Annotated in this window: 22 protein-coding genes; 12 read left to right on the top strand and 10 right to left on the bottom strand. The window is 55.3% G+C overall.

Translation table 11 applies throughout. The features are described 5' to 3' along the window. Positions 1-78 precede the first annotated feature (78 nt). From hisC to ETV65_RS01560, 3 genes are all read left to right on the top strand, one after another. Entirely contained in the window at positions 79-1,245 is a 1,167-nt protein-coding gene (hisC, locus tag ETV65_RS01550; RefSeq protein WP_129951248.1) for a histidinol-phosphate transaminase, read from the top strand. Then, positions 1,218-2,390 (top strand): alpha-hydroxy acid oxidase, encoded by a 1,173-nt coding sequence (locus ETV65_RS01555; RefSeq protein WP_205951547.1) that lies wholly within the window; start codon positions 1,218-1,220, stop codon positions 2,388-2,390. The genes hisC and ETV65_RS01555 overlap by 28 nt, the downstream gene beginning before the upstream one ends. Positions 2,391-2,465: 75 nt before the next feature. Then, complete coding sequence (locus ETV65_RS01560; protein WP_129951250.1) at positions 2,466-3,563, top strand: iron-containing alcohol dehydrogenase family protein; 1,098 nt, start codon at positions 2,466-2,468, stop codon at positions 3,561-3,563. Between the two features lie 347 nt (positions 3,564-3,910). Here ETV65_RS01560 and ETV65_RS01565 read toward each other — a convergent pair whose 3' ends face one another. From ETV65_RS01565 to ETV65_RS01595, 7 genes are all read right to left on the bottom strand, one after another. Next, positions 3,911-4,681, bottom strand: coding sequence for an SDR family oxidoreductase (locus ETV65_RS01565; protein WP_129951251.1), 771 nt, complete (start codon positions 4,679-4,681; stop codon positions 3,911-3,913). Then, positions 4,678-6,003: a hypothetical protein gene (locus ETV65_RS01570; protein WP_129952111.1), complete on the bottom strand. Its 1,326-nt coding sequence runs from the start codon at positions 6,001-6,003 to the stop codon at positions 4,678-4,680. The genes ETV65_RS01565 and ETV65_RS01570 overlap by 4 nt, the downstream gene beginning before the upstream one ends. A 2-nt stretch (positions 6,004-6,005) precedes the next feature. After that, complete coding sequence (hisD, locus tag ETV65_RS01575; protein ID WP_129951252.1) at positions 6,006-7,346, bottom strand: histidinol dehydrogenase; 1,341 nt, start codon at positions 7,344-7,346, stop codon at positions 6,006-6,008. Between the two features lie 16 nt (positions 7,347-7,362). Beyond that, positions 7,363-8,133 (bottom strand): ABC transporter ATP-binding protein, encoded by a 771-nt coding sequence (locus ETV65_RS01580; protein WP_129951253.1) that lies wholly within the window; start codon positions 8,131-8,133, stop codon positions 7,363-7,365. Further along, positions 8,133-8,942, bottom strand: a complete 810-nt coding sequence (locus ETV65_RS01585; protein WP_129951254.1) for an ABC transporter permease — start codon at positions 8,940-8,942, stop codon at positions 8,133-8,135. The genes ETV65_RS01580 and ETV65_RS01585 overlap by 1 nt, the downstream gene beginning before the upstream one ends. Next, entirely contained in the window at positions 8,939-9,946 is a 1,008-nt protein-coding gene (locus ETV65_RS01590) for an ABC transporter substrate-binding protein (protein ID WP_129951255.1), read from the bottom strand. The genes ETV65_RS01585 and ETV65_RS01590 overlap by 4 nt, the downstream gene beginning before the upstream one ends. Positions 9,947-10,220: 274 nt before the next feature. Beyond that, a complete protein-coding gene (locus tag ETV65_RS01595) occupies positions 10,221-11,201 on the bottom strand; it encodes a LysR family transcriptional regulator (RefSeq protein ID WP_129951256.1) in 981 nt (326 codons plus the stop codon). A 188-nt stretch (positions 11,202-11,389) separates the two neighbouring features. Between ETV65_RS01595 and argH the strand changes: the two genes are divergently transcribed. The 9 genes from argH to ETV65_RS01640 all read left to right on the top strand — a co-directional run bounded on the left by argH (position 11,390) and on the right by ETV65_RS01640 (position 20,773). Further along, positions 11,390-12,817, top strand: a complete 1,428-nt coding sequence (gene argH / locus ETV65_RS01600) for an argininosuccinate lyase (protein ID WP_129951257.1) — start codon at positions 11,390-11,392, stop codon at positions 12,815-12,817. An 18-nt stretch (positions 12,818-12,835) separates the two neighbouring features. Next, entirely contained in the window at positions 12,836-13,708 is an 873-nt protein-coding gene (locus tag ETV65_RS01605) for an amino acid ABC transporter permease (protein WP_129951258.1), read from the top strand. A 13-nt stretch (positions 13,709-13,721) separates the two neighbouring features. Continuing rightward, complete coding sequence (locus ETV65_RS01610) at positions 13,722-14,486, top strand: amino acid ABC transporter ATP-binding protein (protein ID WP_129951259.1); 765 nt, start codon at positions 13,722-13,724, stop codon at positions 14,484-14,486. A 38-nt stretch (positions 14,487-14,524) separates the two neighbouring features. After that, complete coding sequence (locus ETV65_RS01615) at positions 14,525-15,346, top strand: ABC transporter substrate-binding protein (protein WP_129951260.1); 822 nt, start codon at positions 14,525-14,527, stop codon at positions 15,344-15,346. A gap of 21 nt (positions 15,347-15,367) precedes the next feature. Further along, positions 15,368-16,222 carry a polysaccharide deacetylase gene (locus ETV65_RS01620; protein WP_129951261.1) on the top strand — a complete coding sequence of 285 codons (855 nt, stop codon included), beginning with the start codon at positions 15,368-15,370 and terminating at the stop codon, positions 16,220-16,222. Beyond that, complete coding sequence (locus tag ETV65_RS01625) at positions 16,215-17,117, top strand: polysaccharide deacetylase (RefSeq protein WP_129951262.1); 903 nt, start codon at positions 16,215-16,217, stop codon at positions 17,115-17,117. Before ETV65_RS01620 ends, ETV65_RS01625 begins: the two co-directional genes overlap by 8 nt. Next, the gene (locus ETV65_RS01630) at positions 17,110-18,465 is read left to right on the top strand and encodes an MmgE/PrpD family protein (protein ID WP_129951263.1); all 1,356 of its coding nucleotides are present in this window, start codon (positions 17,110-17,112) and stop codon (positions 18,463-18,465) included. The genes ETV65_RS01625 and ETV65_RS01630 overlap by 8 nt, the downstream gene beginning before the upstream one ends. A gap of 162 nt (positions 18,466-18,627) precedes the next feature. Next, positions 18,628-19,674, top strand: a complete 1,047-nt coding sequence (locus tag ETV65_RS01635; protein WP_129951264.1) for an oxidoreductase — start codon at positions 18,628-18,630, stop codon at positions 19,672-19,674. 79 nt (positions 19,675-19,753) lie between these two features. Continuing rightward, positions 19,754-20,773 (top strand): bile acid:sodium symporter family protein, encoded by a 1,020-nt coding sequence (locus ETV65_RS01640; protein WP_129951265.1) that lies wholly within the window; start codon positions 19,754-19,756, stop codon positions 20,771-20,773. Between the two features lie 62 nt (positions 20,774-20,835). Here ETV65_RS01640 and add read toward each other — a convergent pair whose 3' ends face one another. The 3 genes from add to malX all read right to left on the bottom strand — a co-directional run bounded on the left by add (position 20,836) and on the right by malX (position 24,810). Next, a complete protein-coding gene (gene add, locus ETV65_RS01645; protein ID WP_129951266.1) occupies positions 20,836-21,834 on the bottom strand; it encodes an adenosine deaminase in 999 nt (332 codons plus the stop codon). 123 nt (positions 21,835-21,957) lie between these two features. After that, complete coding sequence (locus ETV65_RS01650; RefSeq protein WP_129951267.1) at positions 21,958-23,133, bottom strand: MalY/PatB family protein; 1,176 nt, start codon at positions 23,131-23,133, stop codon at positions 21,958-21,960. A gap of 57 nt (positions 23,134-23,190) precedes the next feature. Beyond that, positions 23,191-24,810, bottom strand: coding sequence for a maltose/glucose-specific PTS transporter subunit IIBC (gene malX, locus ETV65_RS01655; RefSeq protein WP_129951268.1), 1,620 nt, complete (start codon positions 24,808-24,810; stop codon positions 23,191-23,193). Positions 24,811-24,894: the final 84 nt, after the last annotated feature.

Raw genomic sequence — 24,894 nt, forward strand, 5'->3', positions numbered from 1 at the left:
AAAATGCTGCAAAAAGAGGCGTAAAACACCGCTGATTTACGGCATACTCGGGAGCAACTTAGCAGCGTGAGGTGAATAATGGCTTCAGATCTGGCAGTTTCTGATTCGGTATTTGAAAAGCAGCAACAGCTCCTGGAAAAACTGGCAAGGCCCGCAGCACGGTCGCTGAGCGCTTATAACGCCGGGCTTGCGGCAGAGGCTGTGCAAAAAAAATACGGCGTGACGCATGTTGCCAAACTGGCCAGTAATGAAAATCCGTTGGGTGCCAGTCCGCTGGCGAGGGCCGCATTAGAAGCGGACGCCTGTTTCAGTGCGATTTATTCTGATGCATCAAGCATGGCGCTGCGTGATGCGCTGGCAGCAGATACCGGGGTGGCAGCCGGAAATATTGTTATCGGCAACGGTTCGGAAGACATTCTGCATATGCTGGCGCTGGCGTTTCTTAGCCCCGGCGACCGCGTGGTCACGCTGATCCCCTCGTTTGGTTTACATGAAATCTTCCCGCGCATGATGGGTGCCGATGTCACCATGGTGGGTGTTAATGCACAGCAGGAATTTGATATCGAAGCCTGGGAAAACGCGCTGTCCGGACCGGCGAAGATGTTGATTTTCAGCAACCCTTCCAATCCGGTGGGCTGCATGCTCAACCGGGAAGGATTCGCCCGTATCATTAATGCCGCGCCAGCGGATTGTGTGCTGGTGATTGACGAAGCCTATTTCGAATATTGCGAAACCGATCCTGAATACCCTGACAGTCTGCGCGTACTGGCTGACCAGCCACGACCGTGGATCGTGCTGCGGACTTTCTCGAAAGCGTACGGGCTGGCCGGGTTGCGGGTGGGGTATGGTTTAGCCAGTCATCCTGAACTGGTTAACCTGCTGGACAGAGTGCGTACGCCTTTCAACATCAACCGTTCGGCGCAGATCGCTGCCGTGGCGGCATTGCGGGATAAAGATCATGTCCGCGAGAGCATTGCGCTGGTCAGCACGCAGCGCGGACGCGTTGCGACAGAACTTACCGCGCTTGGTTTTAACGTCGCCTCATCGTATGCCAACTTCCTCTTCTTTGATTGCGGCCGCCCGGCCACAGAACTGGCACAACGCTTGCTTAGTTTCGGTGTAATTATCAAACCCTGGCGGGAAACCGGTTATGAAAACTGGATCCGCGTGTCCATCGGTAATGAACAGGATAACCGTCAGTTTATCGACAGCCTGAAATGTATCCTGGCGGAGGGGGCAGCGTGAAACGTGTTGCGCTGAACATTGACGATTTGCGCCGGCAGGCGAAATGCGCATTGCCCCGTTTTGCATTCAGCTATGTCGAAGGCGGGGCGGATGATGAACAAACGCTGAAAGACAACCGGGAGATTTTCGGGCGCTGGCGCTTTATTCCGCCGGTGCTGAACGATTCCAGCCAGCGCGATTTATCCGTCACGGTGTGCGGACAGCGCCTTTCAGCGCCGTTGCTGATTGCGCCGACCGGCTATAACGGCATGTTGCGTTTCGGTGCGGATGCCATGCTGGCCCGTACAGCGAAACATGCGGGTATCGGTTATATCCAGAGCACCGTTTCAACTGCATCGGTTGAAGAAATCGCGGCAGAAAACCTGCCGCAGCATTGGTTTCAGTTGTATGTGCTCAAAGACCGTGCCGTCACTGCCGGACTTTTGGCGCGCGCGAAAGCGGCCGGTTGCACCACGCTGGTGGTCTCGGTTGATGCGGTGCATTTCGGTAACCGTGAAAAAGATAAGCGTAATTACCGGCGGCCAATGAAGCTATCGCTTTGGAGCATGCTTGATGTTGCGCTGCATCCGGGTTGGGTATGGCGAACCTTAAAACCGGCGGGAATGCCTGGGTTCGGCAATCTCAAACCCTATGTTCCGGCGGATAAGCAACGCGGGGCGGGTGGGGCGAGCTACTTCTCGGCGCAGATGGATACCCGTCTCAGCTGGGAAACTCTGCGCTGGATCCGCAGTCAGTGGCAGGGCGCCCTGTTGATCAAAGGGATCCTGGCGCCGGAAGATGCACAACTTGCTTTTGCGAGCGGAGCCGATGGCATTGTGCTGTCAAACCACGGCGGACGTCAGCTTGACGGCTCGGTGAGTGCGCTTGAAGTGCTGCCGGACATCCGGACACTGTGCGGTTCGCAGGCGACGATCCTTATTGACAGTGGCTTTCGCCGTGGCACTGATGTCGTGAAAGCACTGGCGCTCGGTGCGGATGCGGTCCTGCTCGGCAGACCGATGCTGTATGGCGTCGCCGCAGCCGGTGAGGCGGGTGCGCAACGGGCACTGGAGATTATTTTGCAGGAAGTTGACCGCACAATCGCGCAGCTTGGTTGCACGTCGGTCAGCCAGCTGGGGCCGCATTTGTTACGTCTTCAGCCATAAGCAGTTGAATGAACAGAAAGATCCTTTGAGCATTTTCATCCGATCCGTCAAACACAACATTACGAAGAGGCAGTTATGCAGGCACAGAATATTATCTTCCCGGCACAAATTCTGCGCGGGCCCGGCGTTATCTCTCAGCTTGGTGACATTTGCGCACTGCTGGGCACGCGTGCGCTGGTGATTGGCGGGCATCAGTCACTGGCCGTCGTGGGGGATAAAATCCGTCATCAGCTGGAAGGTTCTGCCGTGGAACTTGCCGGCAGTGAATGGTTCGGCGGTGAAAGCAGCGAGCGCCATATCAGCCGTCTGGCGAAAATCGTTAAAGATAAAAAAGCCGATATCGTGATTGGCGTGGGCGGCGGTAAATCTCTTGATACCTGTAAAGCGGTTGGCGCAGAAACTAACGTGCCGGTCGTCACGATCCCAACGATTGCTGCGACCTGCGCGGCCGTCACACCGCTGACCATCCGTTATCACGACGACGGTCATTTCCGGGATTTATTCCCGCTGTCACAGGCACCGGCTGCAGTGATTATCGACAGCGAAATTCTGGCCGCTTCACCTTTGCGCTGGCTGGCGGCTGGACTTGGGGACACGCTGGCGAAATGGTATGAATTTCGTGCCATCAGCACTCATCACGGTCAGCTGAGCGGCGTCGCACGTTCTTCCAGTGCCAACAGCCGGATCTGTTATGACCTGATCGCATCTTACGGCCCTGCGGCCTGCGACGCGGTCCGTGCCGGTAAACCGAACGCCGAACTTGATCAGGTGCTTGATGCCATTTTCATGTTTGCGGGCCTGACATCGCTGATGAGCAGCGGGGCGCACGCCGCTGCTTCCCACGCCATCTATGAAGGTTTTACGGTGTGTGATAAAACCCGCGAATTTGGCCACGGCCTGCTGGTCGGTTTCGGCAACCTGTGTCTGCTGGCGCTGGAAAACCGCAGCAATGAGGAATTGCTGGAAGCGATCAAACTTGCTAAGGCCTGCGCGGTGCCGCTGCGTCTGAGTGAGATAGCAGATCTCAATGAGGATGAGCTGGAAAGTATTGTGCAGGCATCACTGCACGCGCCAGATATGGAGAATATGCCGGGGCAGGTGACGGCAGAGACGTTGTATGCGGCGATTTCGCGGGTAGAGAAAATGGCGGATCGGGTTTACCAAGAGAGGTGAGGTTGTGAAGTAGAAGGCTGCGGCCGGTTCCAAAATCACGCCGACGGAGAGGTGAAAAACCGCGTATCTTTTTACGCGGGTTGTAACCCGAACGTAGGGAACCGCGCAGCGGCGGGATTTTGCGGCTATAGCTGTGATACCTGAAACATTGTCAGCGAGCGGAGCACGCAGTTTAAGACGTGGAGATTCCAAAGAGGGCTCGTCATAGCCCTCTTTGGTCGGTTTAGGCATGAGAGGCTGTGTGATAACTGTTATTGAAAAACCGAAATTGTCTCAATCCTGCACTACGCTGCAAGCGAAAAAGCCCTCACGGCAAGTGAGAAACCGCTTCGATGTCCGGTCTGACATCAGATCCCCGCCAGGTATCCCCCGTCCACATACAACACCTGCCCGGTGATATAGGCTGCTGCCGGACTGCTCAGAAACACGGCTGCGCCGATCAAATCATCCAGTTCACCAAATCTTCCCAGCGGGATTTTTGCCTGCATCTGCTGGCACCAGCTGGCGTTATCATAAAACTCAGCGGTGAGATCTGTTTTGAAATATCCCGGCCCGATACCGTTCACGCGGATGTTTCTGGCGGCCCATTCTGTCGCCAGAGTATGTGTCAGGCCAACCATGGCAGATTTCGATGCACCGTAGGCAGCCGCGCCGGGCACCCCGACCTGGCTGGTCAGGGAACACAAGTTCAGAATGCTGCCGCCGCCGTTTTCAGCCATCAGACGCGCAGCGGCCTGGGCACAGAAAAATGCGCCTTTGAGATTAGTGGTCAGAATGGTATCCCATAGCACTTCGTCAACCTCCATTGAGGGACATAATTGTTCGGTACCGGCATTATTAACCAGCACATCCGGTGGCGCGGACAGGGAGGCGAAAGCGTCGGCAAAGGTGGCGGGTTTTGTGACATCCAGCACCAGCGGTGTGGCATCACCGCCTTGCCGTCGGATCTGCTCACAAACGGTATTCAGGGTGGTGATATCGCGTCCGCTGACCGTCACGCGGGCCCCCGCCTGTGCCATGCCAGCAGCCAGTGCCTGACCGATGCCGCGTGAACTGCCGGTGATCAGCACCCGCCTGCCTTGCAGCGAGAAACGTTGCAGGGAGAAAGGAGATATCATAATGGTTGCTCCGCCGGGCTGATCCCCGCCAGCCAGTCGCTGAATTCATCAGTGTCTTCAACCGGTTCGCTCCCGAGCATCATTGCCATCGCCAGCCCGAGGGCGGAACTGGTCTGTGTATGGCCGCTGCCCCCCCCGGCGCGTAAATCAAGGACCAGCGTCGGGCAGCAGAACATGGCGAGCCGGAAAATCCGCTGCCAGTGGGGCGGCAGCCAGCCGCGGCGGGCGAGTTGCGCCAGTAACGGCTGCCAGTATTCCTCACCTTTATCGCGTAAAAATGCGGCGCGCAGCGGGGTTAACTGCCAGTTATGATCGACATATAATGTGTCACCCCGTCTCATGACGGTTACTTTGTAAAGTTCGCCGCAACGGGAAGGCTCATACAACCATAACGGATGGGCAAAAATGTTGTGGAAGGTGGCTTTTATTTCCGCCAGCAGCGCCGGAATATTGCGACCGGCAAACGCCGGGTCGAAGCTGACCAGTTGCGGAATTTCCTCCGAAGTGTCGTACCAGACATTCGCATTATGCGCATCACCGTGCGCGGTAATCACACCGTGTCCGGCCAGCGCTGACGGTGCCAGGCGGATCCCGGCTTCAGTGAATAATTGCCGCAGGCTGTGCTGATAGGTCACGCCGTTGATCACCCAGCGCAGGTTGCTCAGTGTCTGCCATTCCAGTTCTTCATCTTCCAGACGGAAAGTTTTACCGACGTAAAAACGGGCCACACGGCCACCCAAACCGGCAGTGATTTCCGGGTTTTCCGGAGAAATCAGACGGTGATAGAACAACTGATGGACAGGTTCGGCCGCCACCGCACTGACCAGGCCGGGCTTCAGCGTCGGCAGGGTATGGGTCAGAATATCGCGGTCGGCGCGACGCTGCGCTTCTTCAATTTCTGCTTCCTGATCCCACGCCTGTTGTTGTTCGATATCGCGGCAGATGTCTGCCATGCGCCGGTCATGACGCAGGGTGTACATCAGGATCTGCCGTCCCGGCTCGCCGCAGGCATACACCGGCACGTCTACCCGAAAGCCGCTTTCACGCAACAGTTCCGCGTTGTAATACTCCTCAATGGTTTTATCTTCGCCTTCTTCATTGTGATATTTGAAGAACAGGGCGCGGCCATCATCAAGGGTCACGGTGCCGTTGAGGGAGTTGAGGCTGTACTGATCGCGGTTGATGGTTAGCTGACCGGCTGCCACGCCGGTCACTTCGCCGATAAGCTGGCGCAAAACGTCCGCCGCCTGCTGCCATTCTCCCGCCTGCACTAACTGACGCGCCTGCGCGGCCAGCGGTTCACTGCCCGTCATATTGCTCATCATTACTGGCCTTTTTTGTTGAGGATCTCAGTGCGTAATGCCGATACCGCCAGCGCGTGGCCGGGGAATCCCTCATACAACGCAAAGGCGTGCGCTTTATCGGCCAGTGGCTGATAGCCTTCGCGGGTGACGTAGCCTACGGAGATCCGTTTCATGTAATCGAATACAGACAAAGGTCCGACAGTTTTGGCGGCACCGTTAGTCGGCAGAACCGCATTCGGTCCGAGAACGAAATTGCCCAGCGTGATCGGCGTGTAATTACCGAGCAGTATTTCACCGGCATTACGGATTTTGCCCATGACAGCCATCGGTTCCTCGGCCAGAATTTCCAGATGCTCCGGCGCGTACTGATTAACAAATTCAACGGCGGCAGCGAAATCTTCGGTCAGCACTACGCCGCCATGCGTTCCGCACAATACGGCCTGGGAGAATCCGGCCCGTTTTTCGTCGAGCTGTGCCCAGTAACCGGGCAGTGCGGCGATGGCCTGTTCCGCGACCCGACGGCTGCTGGTGACCAGATACGCCGAAGAATCCGGGCCATGTTCAGACTCGATAATCAGATCCAGCGCCGCCAGCGCGCCGTCCACACTGTCATCAGCGAGGATCAGACTTTCGCTCGGACCGGCCGGAACACCGGGGTCGATAAGACCGGAAAGCTGACGTTTGGCCGCCACCACCCACGGGCTGCCGGGGCCGACAATTTTCAGGCATTTCGGCACGGTTTCAGTGCCGAACGCCACGGCGGCCACGCCCTGTGCGCCGCCGCATTTGTACACTTCGGTGATGCCAACCAGACGTGCGGCCACCAGCGTGGCGTCATCGACTTTACCATCCGGCCCCGGCGGGGTAATGACAATGGCGCGTTTTACGCCTGCCACCACCGCCGGAATGGTGGTCATCAGTAATACGCTCGGGAATGAGCCTTTACCGCGTGGCACGTAACAGGCCACGGAATCGATCGGCACATGCCGGTCACCGGCAAACGCGCCCGGGCGGATTTCTTTCATCCACATATCTTCCGGTTTTTGTGCTTCATGGAACGCACGGACGTTTTCGACGGCGAAGCGGATCGATTCCACCACCTGCGGATCGAGGCGTTCGAATGCCGTTTCGAATTCCGTGTCTTCCGCCAGGATGCTCATATGCGGCACGCTAACGCCGTCGAAATCGCGGGCAAAACGGCGCAGGGCGGCATCACCTTCGGTACGCACCGCTTCAATGATCGGCGCGACGCGCTCGGTGAAAAAGGATAAATCGGCTTCTGTACGTTTGAACAACTCCGCTGGCAGTTCGGAAGAACCACTCAGATCATGAAAAGTCACGGCTTGAAAAGGTGCAGACATGGTCAATCTCCGGTTATCAGGCCAGTGCAGCGCGGGGATGGCCGCTGCGGATAGTATGCAGAACCTGGCGTTGCAGGTCGGTGAATTCAGGGCTGGCGGTGAGTTCCTCACGACGCGGACGGGGTAGCGGCACGTTGTAAGTCGCCGCAATCGTGCCGGGGCCCATCACCACAATACGGTCAGACAGATACACCGCTTCTTCAATATCGTGTGTGACGAACATGACGGTCAGCCGGTGCTGTTCCCAGATGCCGGTCAGTAATTCCTGCATCTGGTGGCGGGTCATGGCATCCAGCGCGCCAAAGGGTTCATCCATCAGCAAGATTTTAGGGCGGTAAGACAGTGCACGGGCGATGGCGACGCGCTGTTTCATGCCGCCGGAAAGCTCCGCTGGCCAGGCATCAGCAAACGATGTCAGTTGCACCAGTTCGAGATGCTCACTGGCCTTTTCACGACATTGTGCGCGGCTGAATCCGGCGGCTTTCAGCGCAAACTCAATGTTTTGGCGCGCCGTCAGCCAGGGCAGCAGGGTGTATGACTGAAACACCACGCCACGGTCAATGCCCGCGCCGCGAATGGTTTTGCCGTCCACCTGAACGTCGCCGCTGTCGTAATCTTCAAGCCCGGCCGCAATTGACAACAACGTACTTTTACCGCAGCCGGACGTACCGACCACCGAAACAAATTCATTGTCTGCCAGCGTCAGGCTGATGTCGTGCAATACCTCGCGCGTTTGCCTGCCAACCTGAAAACTTTTGTGCAGATGGGAAATGGTTAACACCGACATCAGGCACGCCTCTTGTTGTAGCGGAACAGTACGCGCTCCAGTGCACGCATTATCTGATCGCTGATTAAACCCAGAATACCCAGCAGCAGGATGTAACCGATGATGGTGTCAGTCTGGAAGAAACGTTGCGACACCACGATGCGGTAACCGAGGCCCGAAGTGGATGCCACCAGTTCGGCCAGCACCAGCCACGTCCACGCCCAGCCAAGACTGATGCGCAGGGCATCCCAGATGCCCGGCAGTGCGCCCGGTAACACGATACGGAACAGGATTTTGCGATCCGGCATGCCTAACGTGCGGCCTAAACCGACAAAATCGCCGGGTACCCGTTTCACGGCGTCAATCACCATCAGAACCTGCTGGAAGAAGGTGCCGATCCAGATAATCAGGAATTTTTGTACATCGTCAGTGCCGGTCCACAGAATGGTCAGCGGTACAAACGCCACCACCGGCATATAACGGATGAAATCCACCAGCGGTTCGGTCAGCGCTTTGAAGAAGCCGTAGCAGCCCGCCAGCACACCAATCACAATCGACATCACCGAGGAGATTGCGAAGGCAATACTGATGCGGTACAGGCTGCTTTTAATGTCGCTCCACAGCGTGCCGTCCTGCGCCAGACTGACCATCTTCAGCCAGACATCGGTCAGTTTGGGCAGGAAAATCGGCGGGATCGCGCCGCTGCGGGTTGCCAGTCCCCAGGCAAGAAACAGGACCACGAACAGCGCCACGGCGATGCCGACGAACAATTTGCGCGACGGCAGGCGGCCAATCACCATCAGATTGAGCGGCTTACGACGTGAACTCATGGCAGGCTGTTCACGAAGCTGGCGTCAATCACTTGCGCAGCTGTCACCGGTTTTGGAATAAGCCCGGCGGCCGTGGCGGCTTTGAGCACGTGCGCAAAGGTCTGGTCGGAGAAGGAATGGCTGAGTACCTGTTTGTTTTCCGCCAGCGAGTAATATTTCACGCCGTCAAACGCGGTTTCCAGATCAGCAGGTGTTGCGCCAACCGCTTTGGCGATGATGGCGCGATCCGCCGTGGTATTGGCCTGATAGTGGGTCAGGGCGGCGTCCCAGCTTTTAATCAGGGCGGCGATTTGCCCCGGTTTTTCTTTCAGCACCGAATCACGCACCACCAGCACATCGCCAATCAGTCCGGGATCGGAAGAGCCGCTGTAGAGCATTTTCAGTGACGGGTCCTGCTTTTTCGCGGCAGAAATATAGGGTTCGTAAGTCACGGCGGCAGTTACACGTTTAGCGATCAGCGCGCTGCCCGCTGAATCGGCTGGCATCGGCACTGGTGTGATATCACTCCATTTCAGACCTGCGGCATTCACCGCACTGTGCAGTAAAATATCGCTGGTCGTGCCTTCTTCAAAGGCTATCTGTTTGCCTTTCAGATCCTTAAGGGTAGTGATGTCTTTGCCGACCAGCAGGGCGTCAGCGGTTTCACTTTGATCCAGCAACAGCACGACTTTTATGGGTAAACCGGCGGACACCATCGCCATTGCGGTATGTGTGGCAATATTTGCACCGTCAATCTGGCCGCTGGCTAAAGCGGCGTTGATGTCTTTATCTTCGGCGAAGTTAACGATATCGACCTTTTCCAGCCCCTGCTGTTTAAAAATGCCCTGACTTTGCGCGACATGCCACTGGCCGTAACCCAGCCAGGGCTCAATGCCCATTTTGAAGGTGCCCGCTTCGGGTGCAGCAGCGGAGGCGCTCAGGCTGAATGTGCCGAGGGCACTAAGGCAGCAGGCCAGTGCCAGTTTGTTTTTGAAAAAGCCCGTAAAGGTCTGAGAAGGTGACATAATTTCCTCGCTTGGTGTGGGAAGAGAAAAAGACGGCTAATAAAAATCCTAATGTGCAACCCTGTATAGACAAGCTGATAAAGCAATTACCACGCCACAGTTGAAATCGCGGAAGGAAATCATGCAGGGCTTTGATGTTATACATTTTTAGATAATTGATGAGAAGAAGGTAAACGAATTTATAATTAAAAGTGATAATGTGCACCACAACATGACTTTCTTTGCTCTCTCAGGGTGCAGGAAAAGCGATTGTGCCCTAATAGCGCACAGGGTTTCAGCTGGCTCTGGCTTCAGGAACGGGGATTAATGCCTGTTTAAGTGCATTGGAGAATAAAGTCATTACAGAATTAAAAGGTGCACCTTTTTTCAGTACCAGACTGAACGGTGTAGCGATCTCAATATTATCCGGCATCAGTGCGCGAAGTTTTTGTCCTCCCATAAAGGCACTGGCATAATGTTCCGGCAGAAATCCGAGATAATTCCCCGTCATCAGTAACATGGTAACGGCTTCGACTTGTACCGCAATGGCATGTGAGGAAGTGACATCCGAAAAGATATTTTTCTTGCTGTGATTAGCATAAAAATGATTCACCATTTGTGATGATTTGATCTGCGACTCTTTTATTTCACTGGCAGGAAAACTGAACAGCGGGTGTTTATTTCCGCAATAAAGGTAGGCCATTTCGTGATAGAGAAAGTAATAATCAAACTCGGGTTTTTCCTGATATACCGGCATAATACCGCAGGTGAAACGTCCGTCGATAATCCCGCGTTCAATCTCGTCCAGCTGGGTGGCGTGCAGGCGTATACTGACCTTCGGAGCCTGGCGATAAATCTCGCCTAATGCACTGATTACCGGTGATTGCGGGTCGGTGATGGTGTTGTCGATAATACCAATATTCAGCTCGCCGAACAGCTCGTGACGGGCGTGATTGAGTTTGTCGCGAAACTGATTAATGGATGAAAATAAATCCAGGCATGCCTGATAAGCCACTTTACCGTGTTCGGTTAAATAAAATCCTTCACGCCCCCGGGTACAAAGTTTCATGCCAAAACGGATTTCGAGATCAGAGATTTGTTTGCTGATCGCCGCGAGTCCAATATTCAGTTCGTTGCATGCTGCGGTAAAGCCACCGGCTTCTACCACGGTTTTAAAGACGCGCAAAAGCTTTAAATCGGCGACGCCAAGGTTGTGCTGATTAATATCACTTTTTGCGGGTGATGTGTTTCCTGATTTGGAAAGTGGACTTTCCATAATTAATATTTACCCCCGCCTTTAAAATCTACAATATCAAATTCACCTAGCCTCAATCGTTATTACTTTGCAAGCCCGGATTGTTCAGTGCCCTTTGTCATGTGGCCGGAAGGAAGTTAATTTCACTCACCGCCAGACATGCTGCCCGAACCAGCTTTGCAACATTTATGCCATACAAGGAAAAAAATATGTCACAACAGCCAGAACTGCTTTGGGGAGCCCGTTTCAAACACGGTCCAGCTGCCACCTTAAGCGCGTTATCGCGCAGCCCGGAATATTATTTTTCCCTCGCTGAATATGATCTGGAAGGTTGCCGCGCCCATGCGTATGAATTAAACCGGGCCGGTTTGCTTGATGAAAACGAAACGGTTCTGATGGTCGATGCGATTAAACAACTGGCGAAGGATTTCCGTGCCGGCATTCTTGCGCCGATTCAGGCGGATGAAGACGTGCATACGTTTATCGAGCGCAGCCTGACCGGGCGGCTTGGCGAACTCGGCGGCAAATTGCGGGCAGGGCGCTCACGTAATGATCAGACCGCTAACGATTTACGTCTCTACCTGCGCGATAACGCCCGCAAGATTGTGGCGGCTCTGCTCGGACTTCAGACCGCGCTGGTGAAGCAGGCGGAACAGCATATTCATACGCTGGCACCGGGTTTTACCCATCTTCAGCAGGCACAGCCGATTGTATTCGGGCATCAGCTGATGGCGCATGCACAGTCATTTTGCCGTGACGTTGAACGTTTCCAGGACTGGGATAAACGTTGTGCACTGTCGCCGCTGGGCGCGGCGGCGATGGCCGGTTCAGCCATTGCCCTGCATCCTGAACTTTCCGCCAAAGATCTCGGTTACGACGGTGCCTGCGAGAACTCAATTGATGCCGTGGCCAGCCGTGATCATGTCGCAGAATTCCTGTTTGCAGGCAGTATGCTGAGCGTCAATCTTTCCCGCATCAGTGAAGAAGTGTGCCTGTGGGCCTCGCGCCAGTTCCGCTGGGTTGAGCTCGATGACGGCTACGCCACCGGCAGTTCCATCATGCCGCAGAAGAAAAATCCGGATATTGCTGAACTGACACGCGGTAAAAGTGGCCGGCTGATTGGCAACGTTACTGCCATGCTGAGCACCCTGAAAGGCCTGCCGCTCTCCTATAACCGTGACCTTGTCGAAGACAAACGTAATGCGATGGATACCGTTGAGCAGTTGCTGTTAGTGCTGCCTGCGATGGCGGGCATGATCGACACCATGACCGTCAATGTCGAGCGTTTGCGTGAACAGGCTCCGGAAGGTTTTACGCTGGCGACGGAAGTGGCCGACTGGCTCTCGCGTCGTGGTGTGCCGTTCAAGGAAGCCCACGAAATCACCGGCAAACTGGTGCAGGTGTGCGAGCAATACAATCTGGCGCTGCACGAAGTCAGTGATGCGCAGTTACTGGCGGTTGATGCCCGCCTGAGTGCTGATGTGCGTGAATGCCTGACACTGGAAGCGGCGATCAACGCCCGCAGCGGTAAGGGTGGCACGGCGCCGGTGCGGGTAGCAGAGCAGATTGCGCGGCTGAAAATCCGTCTCGAGGCGCAGGCAAACTGGGTCAATGGTTACGCTGGCCTGTCTTTATAATCGTGCGGGAGAAGCCTGATGACCCTTTACACTAAAACGTCAGAAAGTGCGAAAAGCGCAGAGATTGATCTCAGTGAATATCACGCTGTACCCCAGCGTTATTACGGCCGGATTTTTGCCTCGGCAGTGATCCTGCTGCTGCTGGCGTTGCTGGTGAACGCCTTTGCGCATGGCAAAATCGAATGGCAGTACGTGGCACAGTTTCTCACCGCCAAAGCCATTCTTTTTGGTCTGGGCAATACCATTGTCATGTCGGTGCTGGCGATGGCACTGGGGATCGTGTTCGGCGTGATTATTGCCGTCATGCGCATGTCACAAAATCCGGTGCTGCGCAGTGTGGCAATGGGGTATACGTGGATTTTCCGCGGCACACCGCTGATTTTACAATTGCTGCTGTGGTTTAACCTGGCACTGATTTTTCCGACCATCGCCATTCCCGGCGTATTCAGCCTTCAGACCGTTGACATCATGACGCCGTTCGCCGCCGCACTGCTCGGCCTGAGCATTAATCAGGGCGCGTACACCTCGGAAGTGGTGCGTGCCGGGCTGATTTCGGTCGATCTCGGGCAGTATGAGGCCGCGAAATCCATCGGTATGACCCGCCTGCATGCACTGCGGCGGATTATTTTGCCGCAGGCAATGCGGGTGATAATCCCGCCCATCGGTAACGAATTTATCAGCATGGTCAAAACCACCAGTCTTGCCAGCATGATCCAGTATTCCGAAGTGCTCTATAACGCACAGACCATTTACTTCGCCAATGCGCGGGTAATGGAACTGCTGTTTGTGGCAGGCATCTGGTATCTGGTGGTGGTGACTGTGCTGTCGCTCGGGCAGAACCGTCTTGAGCGTTATTTTGGCCGTGGCACCCGCCGCCGCACCCGCCACTGACAGGAGCCCGACCATGAAAAGCATTATCAAAGCCGTCAATGTTAATAAGTACTTTGATCAGTTTCAGGCGCTGAAAAACATCAATCTTGAAGTTAAACACGGTGAAGTGATGTGCATCATTGGCCCTTCCGGTTCAGGGAAAAGCACATTTTTGCGCTGCATCAATCAGCTCGAACGCATCGACAGCGGCGGGGTGTGGGTCGATGACGAACTGGTCGGTTACCGCATGGACGGCAAAAAGCTGTACCCGCTTAACGACCGGCAGATTGCCCGTCAGAGGCTGAAAACCGGCATGGTGTTCCAGCGTTTCAATCTGTTCCCGGATAAAACCGCGCTGGAAAATATCATTGAAGGGCCGTGTCAGGTGCTGCTGCGTCCAGTGAAAGAGGCCACACGGGAAGCGATGGCGCTGCTCGAACGTGTCGGGCTGGCGCATAAACGCGATGCTTATCCGCTGGAACTTTCCGGCGGCCAGCAACAACGCGTGGCGATTGCCCGGGCGCTGGCGATGAAACCCAAAGTGATGCTGTTCGATGAACCGACCTCGGCGCTCGATCCTGAGATGGTCGGCGAGGTGCTGGCGGTGATGCGCGGCCTGGCGGCAGAGGGCATGACCATGATTGTGGTCACGCATGAATTAGGTTTCGCGCGGGAAGTGGCAAACCGCGTGGTCTTTATGGACGAAGGCGGAATTATAGAAAGCGGTAATCCGGAAGATATTTTGCTCAACCCGCAAAATCCACGGACGCAGAACTTTATTTCTGCCGTCCTGATCTGACCTTTTTGACGTTAACTTTTGACTATGGGAATGCCTTTATGAAAAAAACATTGTTGTCCCTCATTACCGCCGGCGTCCTGCTGAACGGCGTTGTTTCCGGTGCCGGTGCGGCGGAGCTGAAGCAAAAAGACGAAATCAAAGTGGCGATGATGCCGAACTATCCGCCGCTGGAATTCAAAGATCCCGCGACCGGTAATCTGACCGGTATGGATTACGATCTGGGCACGGAAATCGGCAAACGCCTGAACCGCAAAATCAGCTGGCAGGAAATCGGCTTCGAACAAATGGTTAACGCCGTCGCCACTAAACGTGTCGATATGATCTTATCCGGCATGACCGACACCAAACCGCGTCAGGATATCGCGACCTTTGTTGATTACTACAACAGCGGACCGCAGTTCTATACCACCGTCGCGCACAAAGAAATCAATACCATGCTGGACTTGTGTGGCAAAAAAGTTGGCACCAGCCGCCGTACCACATTCCCGGCTGAAATCGCGGCATGGAGCGAAGCCAACTGTGTTCCGGCAGGCAAACCCGCCATTGTGGTGATTGGTGCGGAAGGTACGGCGGATGCACGTACCCAGCTGCGCCAGGGGCGCATTGAAGGCGTGGTGCAGGGCAGCGAAACCCTGCCGTACATCATGAACCTGGAAAAAGACACTTATAAACCACTGGGTAAAGCCTTTGCCTATCAGGTGACCGGCATGGGGATCAGCAAAGACGATCAGCCGCTGATTGATGCGGTGAAAGGTGCGCTGACCGACATGATCGCTGACGGCACTTATCTGAAAATCCTCACCAAATGGGGCCTGCAGGATGGCGCAATCAAAGAAGTGACCATTAACAAAGGCAAATAACCTCAGGCGACGGACTGACTCATGACGATTTCACAACAGGCGGCCAGTTTATGGCCGCAAGGCAAACGCGGCTGCATGGCGCTGGCGTTTGATCTCGACGGCCCGACCGGCGATGCAATGCTTAACGGCACCCTCTGGCAGAAAGCGGATTACTTTACCTTCGGCGCTTACGGGCCCTATCGCGCGCTGGAGCGCATCCTTGATTTGCTCGATGACCACCAGCTTCCGGCGACTTTTTTTATTCCGGCGTGGGTGGTGGAAAACTGGCCGAAACAGTGTCAGGCGATTGTCGGACGCGGGCATGAAGTGGCGTATCACGGCTATCGTCATGAGTCTTTTTACGCCATCAGCGCGGAGAAACAGTTATGGGTGATGCAAAAATCCCGTGAGATTTTCTGGCAGTTTCTGGGCATCCGTGCCGAAGGTTTTCGTACGCCTTCCGGTGACTGGCATCCGGAAACGCCTGCCATGCTACTGGAAGCCGGCGTGACCTATTCCAGCAGCATGCGCGGCGACGACCGGCCTTATCTCATCAGCGTTCCCGGTTATGAACGCCCGCTGGTGGAAATCCCCGGCCGCTGGGAAATGGACGATTACGCCTCTATAGCCTATACCCGCGAGCCGAATTTCCCCTCAGGGTTAGACCGCACCGCCAGTTATGAACTGACGCTGGATAACTGGTGCCGTGAATTCGACGGTGCCATGAACGAAGGGCTGAGTCTGACCACGTTGTTCCATCCGAAAATCAGCGGAAAACCTGGCCGCATTATGTTACTCGACCTTTTTTTTGCGCACCTGAAAGCGCGGGATGACGTGTGGTTTGCGCGTTGCCGGGAAGTCGCCCACTGGTGGATGCAGGAGCATGCCAATGACTGATCATAACTGGCCGGCAGGTTACCGCTCTGCAGTGGTAATCACCGTTGATTTCAATGATATTCACGGCATTCTCAGCCAGGTACCTGCGGTGGCCGGACGCGAAAAAACGTTGTCCGTCTGGCGTTATGGCACGCTGCGCGGTATCGACCGGTTGCTGGCGTTACTGGAGAGGAAAAATCTGCGCAGCTCGTGGTGTGTACCGGGCATTGTGGCGGATGAGAATCCACAAAAGATCCGTGACATAGACCGCGCCGGGCACGAACTGGCGACCTGCGGCTATGAATTCGCCCATTTTGACGGTCTGTCGTTGCATCAGCAAACTGACAGCCTGCAAAGAGGTAAAGCGGCGCTGAAAGCGCTGACCGGGAAAGTGCCGCGCGGCTTTCGTTTGCCTGCAGGTAACTGGGCACCGGGCTTTACGGATGTGCTGGCGGACGAAGGGTTCAGCTGGACATCCGGCTGGCGCGGCGATGATTTACCGTATTTCCAGCCGGTGCAGGACGGTCAGCCGTCGCGGCTGGTGGAATTGCCGCTGCATTATGAAATGGAAGACGAACCGTATTTCGCGTTTAACCTCAGCCCGGCGGTGCCGCCGGCACAGTCGCGGATTGCCTCTTACCGCCACACCCTCGGTAATATGAAGATGGATTTTGACGGATTTCACCGTTTTGGTTTGTGCTACGTGCTGCGACTGCATCCGGAAGTGATCGGCACGGCGGGGCGGATTGGTATGCTGGCGGAACTGTTGGATCACATCACGTCACATCCTGATGTCTGGGTAGCGACGGCCGGGGAAGTCGCTGACTGGTGGTCGCAGAACCGGCCGCAAAACGAGGCGTCGCATCCGGCGCAAATCTGGATGCAACACACTGCGCCGGGAGTCAGCCATGAGTAATATCACACAGCAGCAAATGTTGGCCGAATTCGTGGTGAATACCCGTTTTGATGATTTGCCAGGACGGCTGGTTGAGCGCACCAAACGACACATCCTCGACACGCTCGGCGCGGGGCTGGTGGGTTCCACCAGCGATGTCGCAAAAGAGGTGGCGGCGATGATCCTCAGTGAAGGCGCTTTCCCGATTTCGCCGGTGTGGGGCTATCGTGAACTGACATCGCCGCGCAACGCCGCGCTGCTTAACGGCGTGGCGGCACATGCGCTGGAACTCGATGACACCGGTGGCTGCGATCATTCCGGCGCAGTGGTCATTCCTGCTTTGCTGGCGGTCCTGCCGTTATGTCCGCAGCCGGTCAGCGGAAAAGCATTTATCACGGCGGTCGTGATCGGTTATGACGTGGCGCGCCGCGTGCTTGAAGCCTGTGGCGGATATTCACCCCATAATGGTGCGGGCTGGCATTCGACCTCTACCTGCGGTGTGTTTGGTGCGGCGGCTGCAGCCGGAAAATTAATGGGGCTGAATGCGGAACAAGTCAGCGCGGCGTTAGGCATTTCTGGCAGTTTCAGCGGCGGATTGTGGGCGTTTATCCACGACGGTTCGCAGAGTAAAAAATTGCATGCAGGACGCGCTGCCGAAGGAGGGGTGCTGGCTGCGCTGAGCGCCAGACAAGGCATCAGCGGACCGTCGCAGTTATTCGGGGACAAATGGGGTGGATTTCTTTCCACGCTGGCACCGGCCAGTGCGACGCCGCAAGCCCTGACGGCACAACTGGGGGAGATCTGGAAGCTGGAACGCTGTTCCATCAAACCTTATGCCTCGTGTCGTGGCACACATTCCGCCATCGATGCCACCGGTATTTTGCTGGAAAGGCTGAATGCCGGCGCAGGGGATGTCGAAAAAATCGTCGTGCGTCTTTGCCCGTTCCTCAGTGGCATGTGCGGTGACAACGAAATTGCCACACTGGCCGCCGCGCAGATGAGTATCCGTTACGCCATTGCCGCCCGCGTGGTGTTCGGACACGCAGGTCTGCCGGCGTATGACACCGATAAACGCCAGGATCCGGATTTACTGGCGATGATCCGCCGGATTGATTTGCAGGAAGACGATACCCTGAGTGCCGACGGCGAGCCGGATGTTACGCTCATCACCCGCTCTGGCGCATCGCAAACCGTGCGGGTAGATATTGCGCTCGGCGCACCGGGGAATCCGGTTTCTGATGAGCAACTGAAAGAGAAATTTATCTCGCTGGCGACACGGGTGATTTCGGTGGAAGGGGCAGAGAGGATATGGGAGCAGGGGATGCGGCTGGATCTGGCGCGAGATATTAATGCATTCATCGGGCGGTAACTCCCTCCCCTTCGCAGGGCGAGGAGCAAAACACCGACCCGGTTCTGTGTGGGAGAGGTGCAAAGAGACAGGACAAATTTTCACTTGTTCATCCTGCGGAGCTGGTGTCAAATCAGAGGATTAGCGTCCTGCAAATAAGACCGCCAAAAAAAGGAACCTCTCATGACCCAGACCCTACGTACAGGCCTTGTCGGCTACGGCTTCGCCAGCAAAACCTTTCATTCACCTCTGATTGACGGCACGCCCGGTATCGAGCTGGCGGTGGTTTCCAGCAGTGATGCGGGCAAAGTCCATGCGGACTGGCCCAATGTGGAGGTGATAGATTCGCCGGAAAAGCTGTTTGCCGATGCGTCCATTGATCTGGTGGTGATCCCGACGCCCAATACCACCCATTTCCCGCTGGCGAAACTGGCGCTGGAGGCCGGTAAACATGTCATCGTCGACAAGCCTTTTACCGTGACGCTGGATGAAGCCCGCGAACTTGACGCGCTGGCGCGTGAAAAAGGTAAGGTGCTGTCGGTGTTCCATAACCGTCGCTGGGATTCGGATTTCCTCACGGTTAAGACACTGATTGAAGAAGGTGCGCTCGGCGATATTGTCTATTTCGAATCCCATTATGACCGTTATAAACCCCAGGTGCTGCAACGGTGGCGTGAAAGTGAGGCGCCGGGCAGCGGCATCTGGTTCGATCTGGGTTCGCATCTGCTGGATCAGGCGCTGCAATTGTTCGGATTGCCGGAAACATTGCAGGCGGATCTGGCTGTACTGCGGCCGGGCGGTAAAGCCGTCGACTACTTCAACGCAGTGCTGACTTATCCGCGACGTCGCGTGGTGTTGCACAGCACGGTTTATGCCGTTGCTGAAACGGCGCGGTTTATCGTGCAGGGTGAAAAAGGCAGCTACGTGAAATTTGGGCTGGATCCGCAGGAAGATCGTCTGAAAGCCGGTGAACGTCTGCCGCAGCCGGACTGGGGGGTTGATAAACGTGATGGCGTCATTACGCTCAGCCACGACGGCGTATTGGCAGAGAAATCGCTGTTGACCATTCCGGGCAACTATCCGGCTTATTATGCCGGTGTACGCGATGCAATTAACGGGCTGGGTGAAAATCCGGTACCCGCCGGGGATGCCATCCGCGTGATGGAAATGCTCGAACTGGGGATGCAGTCCTCAGAACAACAGGCGACCCTGAAAGTCATCAGCAACTAACACAGGATCCCGTTTTCCAGAGTGTCACGCCGGTGACACTCTTATTTTTCATTTGTTATTCATTTTGCAAGGAAGGTTCATGTCCTGGTTACAACGTCTGAAAATCGATAAGTTTTTGCTGATCCTGGTCTGTGTTGTCGTGATCGCTTCATTTTTTCCCTGTGAAGGGATTTATAAAACCTTCTTCGGCTATCTGACCACAGCCGCTATTGCACTGCTGTTTTTCATGCACGGCGCGAAGCTTTCCCGCGAAGCGATCATGGCGGGTATCAGCCACTGGCGTTTGCATGTAGTGGTGTTCCTTAGCACTTTCGCGTTGTTCCCGCTGCTCGGTCTTGGCATGAAATGGCTGGTGCCGGTGGGCATTCTGACGCCGACGTTGTACTACGGTTTTCTGTATCTTTGTGCATTGCCTGCGACCGTGCAGTCTGCGATTGCTTACACCTCGGTGGCTGGCGGTAACATTCCGGCGGCAATTTGCAGCGCGTCGGCGTCCAGTATTCTCGGGGTGTTCCTTTCACCGGTGCTGGTTGGTTTGCTGATGCATACACAGGGCGGTACCAGTGACACCTTACATGCCATCGGTTCCATTGTGCTGCAACTGATGGTGCCGTTTATCATCGGGCATCTTTGCCGTCCGCTGATCGGTGCCTGGGTACAGCGGCACAAGAAAATCGTCAACGTCACCGACCGTTCATCGATTCTGCTGGTGGTCTATGTGGCATTCAGTGAAGCGGTTGTGCAGGGGATCTGGCATCAGATCAACGGCTGGTCGCTGCTGGCGATCCTCGGTTGTTCGATTGTTCTCCTGACCATTGTGCTGATCATCAACACCTGTGTGGCGCGGCTGTTTGGCTTTAACACCAAAGACGAAATCACCATTGTATTTTGCGGGTCGAAGAAAAGTCTGGCGAACGGTATTCCGATGGCGAACGTGCTGTTCCCGGCTGCTGCCGTGGGCGCGATGGTGCTGCCTCTGATGATTTTCCATCAGATCCAGCTGATGGTCTGTGCGGTACTGGCCTCACGCTATGCCAGACGTGTGGCGCGTGAAGACGCCGCCGCGCAGGTGAAGAAAGAAGAAGTGAAAACGGTGTAATCCGTTGAATGAAAAGAAAAGGGCGGAGAACATTCCCGCCCTTTTTTATTGGGTGAAAAGCGTTATGCCGACACTTTGTCGCGAATTGCCTGCTTCTCAGCGGCTGTCAGGAATGCCATCGTCAGGCCGTTTTCCTGTGCCTTGCGGATTTCGTTTTGCGTCAGTCCGGCAGCCGGTGCAGCGACATGATATTCGTTAGCAATCTCAATGCCCTGAACTGCCGGATCATCGGTATTGATGGAGGCCAGCACGCCATGGCGCAGAAAAATCGCCAGCGGATGCTGCTCAAAAGACGCGACGGTGCTGGTCTGAATGTTAGAGGTCAGGCAGGATTCGATACCAATCTGATGTTTGGCCAGAAAATCCATCAGTTCAGGATCCTGTGCGGCTTTTACCCCATGGCCGATACGCTCAGCGCCCAGTTCACGGATTGCCTGCCAGATGCTTTCCGGGCCTGCGGCTTCACCGGCATGAACGGTAATATGCCAGCCTGCGTCGCGCGCACGGTTAAAATGGCTGAGGAACAGACTTCCCGGGAAACCCAGTTCATCACCGGCCAGATCCAGCGCGGTAATGCCGTCGCGGTACGCCAGCAAACCTTCCAGTTCTTGCAGACAGGCGTCTTCACCAAACGTACGGCTCAGAATGCCGATCAAACGCACATCGATGTCATGATGCTGCTGACCTTCGCGGATCCCTTCAATGACCGCTTCCACCACACCCGCGACCGGAAGTTTGTGGTTCATTGCCATGTAATAGGGAGAGAAACGCAGTTCGGTGTAATGCAGACCGGCGCGCGCCGCATCTTCAACGTTTTCTTTAGCAATGCGGCGGCAGGCATCCAGATCGCCGAGCACTTTAACGCCCCAGTCGAGTTTCTGCAGGAAACTTACCAGATCCGGTTCAGTATGCATCACCTGTACATGCGGGCGCAGCGCTTCAAGTTCACTGGCAGGTAAGGTCAGATTAAACTGACGGCCTAAATCCAGAATAGTCTGAGCGCGGATGTTGCCATCAAGGTGGCGGTGAATGTCTGTCAGGGGAAGGCGTGTGTCGATCATGGTGTGCACTCATTATTATTGAAATGTGCGGGGCATTATAACGGGAGAATCACCCTGAATGAAATGTTGTTGCGCAACAAGAAGGGGGGTGAATTTGCTTCCTCCCCTTCGCAGGGGGAGGAGTTAGACCAACTCTCTGATGCCAGTGATTAATTTTTCAACACCGGCTTCCACCTTCGATCGCGGGCAGCCGACATTCAGACGCAGGAAACCGTTACCTTCTTCACCATAGGTATAACCCGGCATAATGGCGACTTTTTGATGCCCGGTCAGCTCATTTTGTAACTGCTTATCGTCAATACCCAGCGGGCGTAAATCAATCCACGCCAGATAGGTGGATTGTGGCGGCTGCCAGTTGAGCGGCGGGAATGCGGCGTTCAGTTGTTCCGCCACGTAACGCAGATTGCCCAGTAAATATTCCCGTAACGCATCCAGCCAGGGTTCACCGTGATGATAAGCCGCAACGTGCGCATGAACGGCAAGCACGGCCGGAGATGATAAGCCGTCGCAGGCTTTCAGCTGGTGCAGATACGCCTCGCGTGAGGCTTTATGGCTGATCAGTCCGTAAGCGCCGGTCAGCGCCGGAATGTTAAAACTTTTCGACCCGGAGGTCAGTAACGCCCATTCTCCGCGTCCCACGTCATTCCACGGCGTGTGGCGGTGTTCGCCCCAGACCATATCCATGTGAATTTCATCGCTGATCACCCGCACATTGTGACGCTCACACAGTTCAGCGATAAGTGTCAGTTCTTCCCGTGTCCAGACTTTACCGGTCGGATTGTGCGGGCTGCACAGCAACAGTACAGAACAGGTTGGTTGCACCAGCAGGCTTTCCAGATGTTGCGCATCCAGCGACCAGTCATTACTGTTTTTAAGCAGCGGGCAGGCCATCATATTGCGCTGATTACCGTTTACCACGTTGAAAAACGCATCATAGGCCGGAGTGAAGGTCACCACGCCATCATCCGGCTGGCTCCACTGACGGATCAGTTGCGCAACCATGTAAATCACCGACGGGCCGTAGACCACGCTTTCCCGGTCAATCCGGCTGTTAAAACGCTGCTGAAACCAGTGCGCTACCGCGCCGAGGAAATCATCGTGATGCCAGCGGCTGTAACCGAGTACGCCGTGTTGCAACCGTCTTTGCAGCGCATCGAGAATGCAGGGCGCGGCGGGGAAATCCATGTCGGAGATGGTAAATGGCAGTAAGTCTGCGCTGCCGAAACGGTCAGCGACGTAATCCCACTGGGTGCACCAGGTGCCATGACGGTCAGTAACGGTGGAGAAATCAAAAGTCATTTTTTCACTCCCTGAATAAAGCTGAAAAGGGCGACCGGAGGCGCCCTGTTAATCGTATTACGCTATCACCGGTTCCGGTTCCGGTGCTGGCTGACTGGCTGCGGTACGGATCAGATAATCCAGTTCATCTTTTACCGACTGTACCTGCGGACCAATGACGACCTGCAGATTATGCTCGTTAAGATGAACGACACCGATAGCGCGGTTAGCTTTCAGCGTGGCATCGTCAACCCGCGACATATCCGCAACGGAAAGACGCAGGCGGGTGATGCAGTTATCCAGTGAAACAATATTACCGGCACCGCCCAGCGCACTCAAAATAACCGGCACGTTGTAGCCAGATTTACTGGAAGACGGCACGGCGGCGGCAGCAGGCATATTCTCAGATTCACGACCCGGCGTTTTGATGTTAAAGCGCACGATAGAGAAACGGAAGATAGCGTAATAAGCCGCGAACCAGATAGCGGCCACTACCGGCACCAGATACCACTTGGTCGCAGTGCCATGCAGGATCCCGAATACCACAAAGTCGATGATATTGCCGTCGGTATTACCGATGGTCACACCCAGCACGGACATAATGGTGAAGCCCAGGCCGGTCAGGATGGCGTGGATCACATAGAGAACCGGCGCCACAAACAGGAACAGGAATTCGATCGGTTCAGTGGTGCCGCCAACAACGCAGGCTACGACGCCGGAAATAAGCAGGCCTTTAATTTTATGACGATTTTCAGGTTTCGCGCAGTGGTACATCGCCAGAGCCGCACCCGGCAGGCCACCGAGGAAGGCAGGCATTTTGCCCTGAGAAAGGAACTGCGTCGCGCTTTCAGAGAAACCGTGCGTGGTCGGGCAGGATAGTTGAGCCTGGAAGATGGTCAGTGCGCCGCTCACTTCGCGGCCACAGACATCCAGCGTGCCGCCAGCTTCGGTGAAGCGGATCAATGCAACCAGAATGTGATGCAGGCCAAAGGGTAACAGCAGACGCTCACCGGAACCGAAAATCATCGGGCCAAATACACCTGCTCCCTGAATAAGACGGCCCAGACCGTTAATGCCAGCAGCGAAGAAAGGCCAGATCAGGGGGATCAGCAAACCGACCAGACCAAGCACCACGGTGGTAACAATCGGGACGAAACGCGTGCCACCGAAGAATGCCAGCGCATCCGGCAGACGGATCGTGTTGTAGCGTTCGTGCAACATGTACACAATGATACCGACGATGACCGCGCCCAGAATACCGGTGTCGATAGACTGGATGCCGAGGATCATCTGGATATTATTGGCCTTCAGCACCAGCGGATCGACGGTAGGCAAGGTGCCGTTAGCGGTCAGAAAGAAATTAATCGCCAGATTCAGTACAGCGAAACCGACGAAACCGGAGAAGGCAGCAACGCCTTTGTTTTCACGCGCCATACCCAGCGGGATAGCGATAGCAAACATCACCGGCAGGAAACTGAAGGCAAACGACCCGACTTTGCTCATCCAGACGAAAACCAGCTGGAGGATCGGATTACCTAATGCGGGGATCAGCGTCACCACATCATGACTGCTTAACGAACTGCCGATGCCCAGCATGATGCCGCAAAACGACAGCAGAGCGACCGGCAGCATGAAAGTTTTCCCTAAGCTTTGGAAGAACTCCCAAAGCGTAACACGTTGTTTTTTGTTGGCAGGCATACCCGCTCCCTGAGTTGTTTTATTAAGCGACTTGTTGATGGCGGCTAAGATAAAACGTTTTACCTAAATAATACGTGTCTGAAC

The sequence above is a fragment of the Rahnella sp. RFA10(1/100) genome, from assembly GCF_004195115.1.
Lineage (GTDB): Bacteria > Pseudomonadota > Gammaproteobacteria > Enterobacterales > Enterobacteriaceae > Rahnella > Rahnella perminowiae.

Excerpts from the sequence above, each read along its gene's own strand:
- hisC (WP_129951248.1), top strand. The coding sequence starts at position 79 with ATGGCTTCAGATCTGGCAGTTTCTGATTCGGTATTTGAAAAGCAGCAA.
- ETV65_RS01555 (WP_205951547.1), top strand. The coding sequence starts at position 1,218 with ATGTATCCTGGCGGAGGGGGCAGCGTGAAACGTGTTGCGCTGAACATT.
- ETV65_RS01560 (WP_129951250.1), top strand. The coding sequence starts at position 2,466 with ATGCAGGCACAGAATATTATCTTCCCGGCACAAATTCTGCGCGGGCCC.
- ETV65_RS01565 (WP_129951251.1), bottom strand. The coding sequence starts at position 4,681 with ATGATATCTCCTTTCTCCCTGCAACGTTTCTCGCTGCAAGGCAGGCGG.
- ETV65_RS01570 (WP_129952111.1), bottom strand. The coding sequence starts at position 6,003 with ATGAGCAATATGACGGGCAGTGAACCGCTGGCCGCGCAGGCGCGTCAG.
- hisD (WP_129951252.1), bottom strand. The coding sequence starts at position 7,346 with ATGTCTGCACCTTTTCAAGCCGTGACTTTTCATGATCTGAGTGGTTCT.
- ETV65_RS01580 (WP_129951253.1), bottom strand. The coding sequence starts at position 8,133 with ATGTCGGTGTTAACCATTTCCCATCTGCACAAAAGTTTTCAGGTTGGC.
- ETV65_RS01585 (WP_129951254.1), bottom strand. The coding sequence starts at position 8,942 with ATGAGTTCACGTCGTAAGCCGCTCAATCTGATGGTGATTGGCCGCCTG.
- ETV65_RS01590 (WP_129951255.1), bottom strand. The coding sequence starts at position 9,946 with ATGTCACCTTCTCAGACCTTTACGGGCTTTTTCAAAAACAAACTGGCA.
- ETV65_RS01595 (WP_129951256.1), bottom strand. The coding sequence starts at position 11,201 with ATGGAAAGTCCACTTTCCAAATCAGGAAACACATCACCCGCAAAAAGT.
- argH (WP_129951257.1), top strand. The coding sequence starts at position 11,390 with ATGTCACAACAGCCAGAACTGCTTTGGGGAGCCCGTTTCAAACACGGT.
- ETV65_RS01605 (WP_129951258.1), top strand. The coding sequence starts at position 12,836 with ATGACCCTTTACACTAAAACGTCAGAAAGTGCGAAAAGCGCAGAGATT.
- ETV65_RS01610 (WP_129951259.1), top strand. The coding sequence starts at position 13,722 with ATGAAAAGCATTATCAAAGCCGTCAATGTTAATAAGTACTTTGATCAG.
- ETV65_RS01615 (WP_129951260.1), top strand. The coding sequence starts at position 14,525 with ATGAAAAAAACATTGTTGTCCCTCATTACCGCCGGCGTCCTGCTGAAC.
- ETV65_RS01620 (WP_129951261.1), top strand. The coding sequence starts at position 15,368 with ATGACGATTTCACAACAGGCGGCCAGTTTATGGCCGCAAGGCAAACGC.
- ETV65_RS01625 (WP_129951262.1), top strand. The coding sequence starts at position 16,215 with ATGACTGATCATAACTGGCCGGCAGGTTACCGCTCTGCAGTGGTAATC.
- ETV65_RS01630 (WP_129951263.1), top strand. The coding sequence starts at position 17,110 with ATGAGTAATATCACACAGCAGCAAATGTTGGCCGAATTCGTGGTGAAT.
- ETV65_RS01635 (WP_129951264.1), top strand. The coding sequence starts at position 18,628 with ATGACCCAGACCCTACGTACAGGCCTTGTCGGCTACGGCTTCGCCAGC.
- ETV65_RS01640 (WP_129951265.1), top strand. The coding sequence starts at position 19,754 with ATGTCCTGGTTACAACGTCTGAAAATCGATAAGTTTTTGCTGATCCTG.
- add (WP_129951266.1), bottom strand. The coding sequence starts at position 21,834 with ATGATCGACACACGCCTTCCCCTGACAGACATTCACCGCCACCTTGAT.
- ETV65_RS01650 (WP_129951267.1), bottom strand. The coding sequence starts at position 23,133 with ATGACTTTTGATTTCTCCACCGTTACTGACCGTCATGGCACCTGGTGC.
- malX (WP_129951268.1), bottom strand. The coding sequence starts at position 24,810 with ATGCCTGCCAACAAAAAACAACGTGTTACGCTTTGGGAGTTCTTCCAA.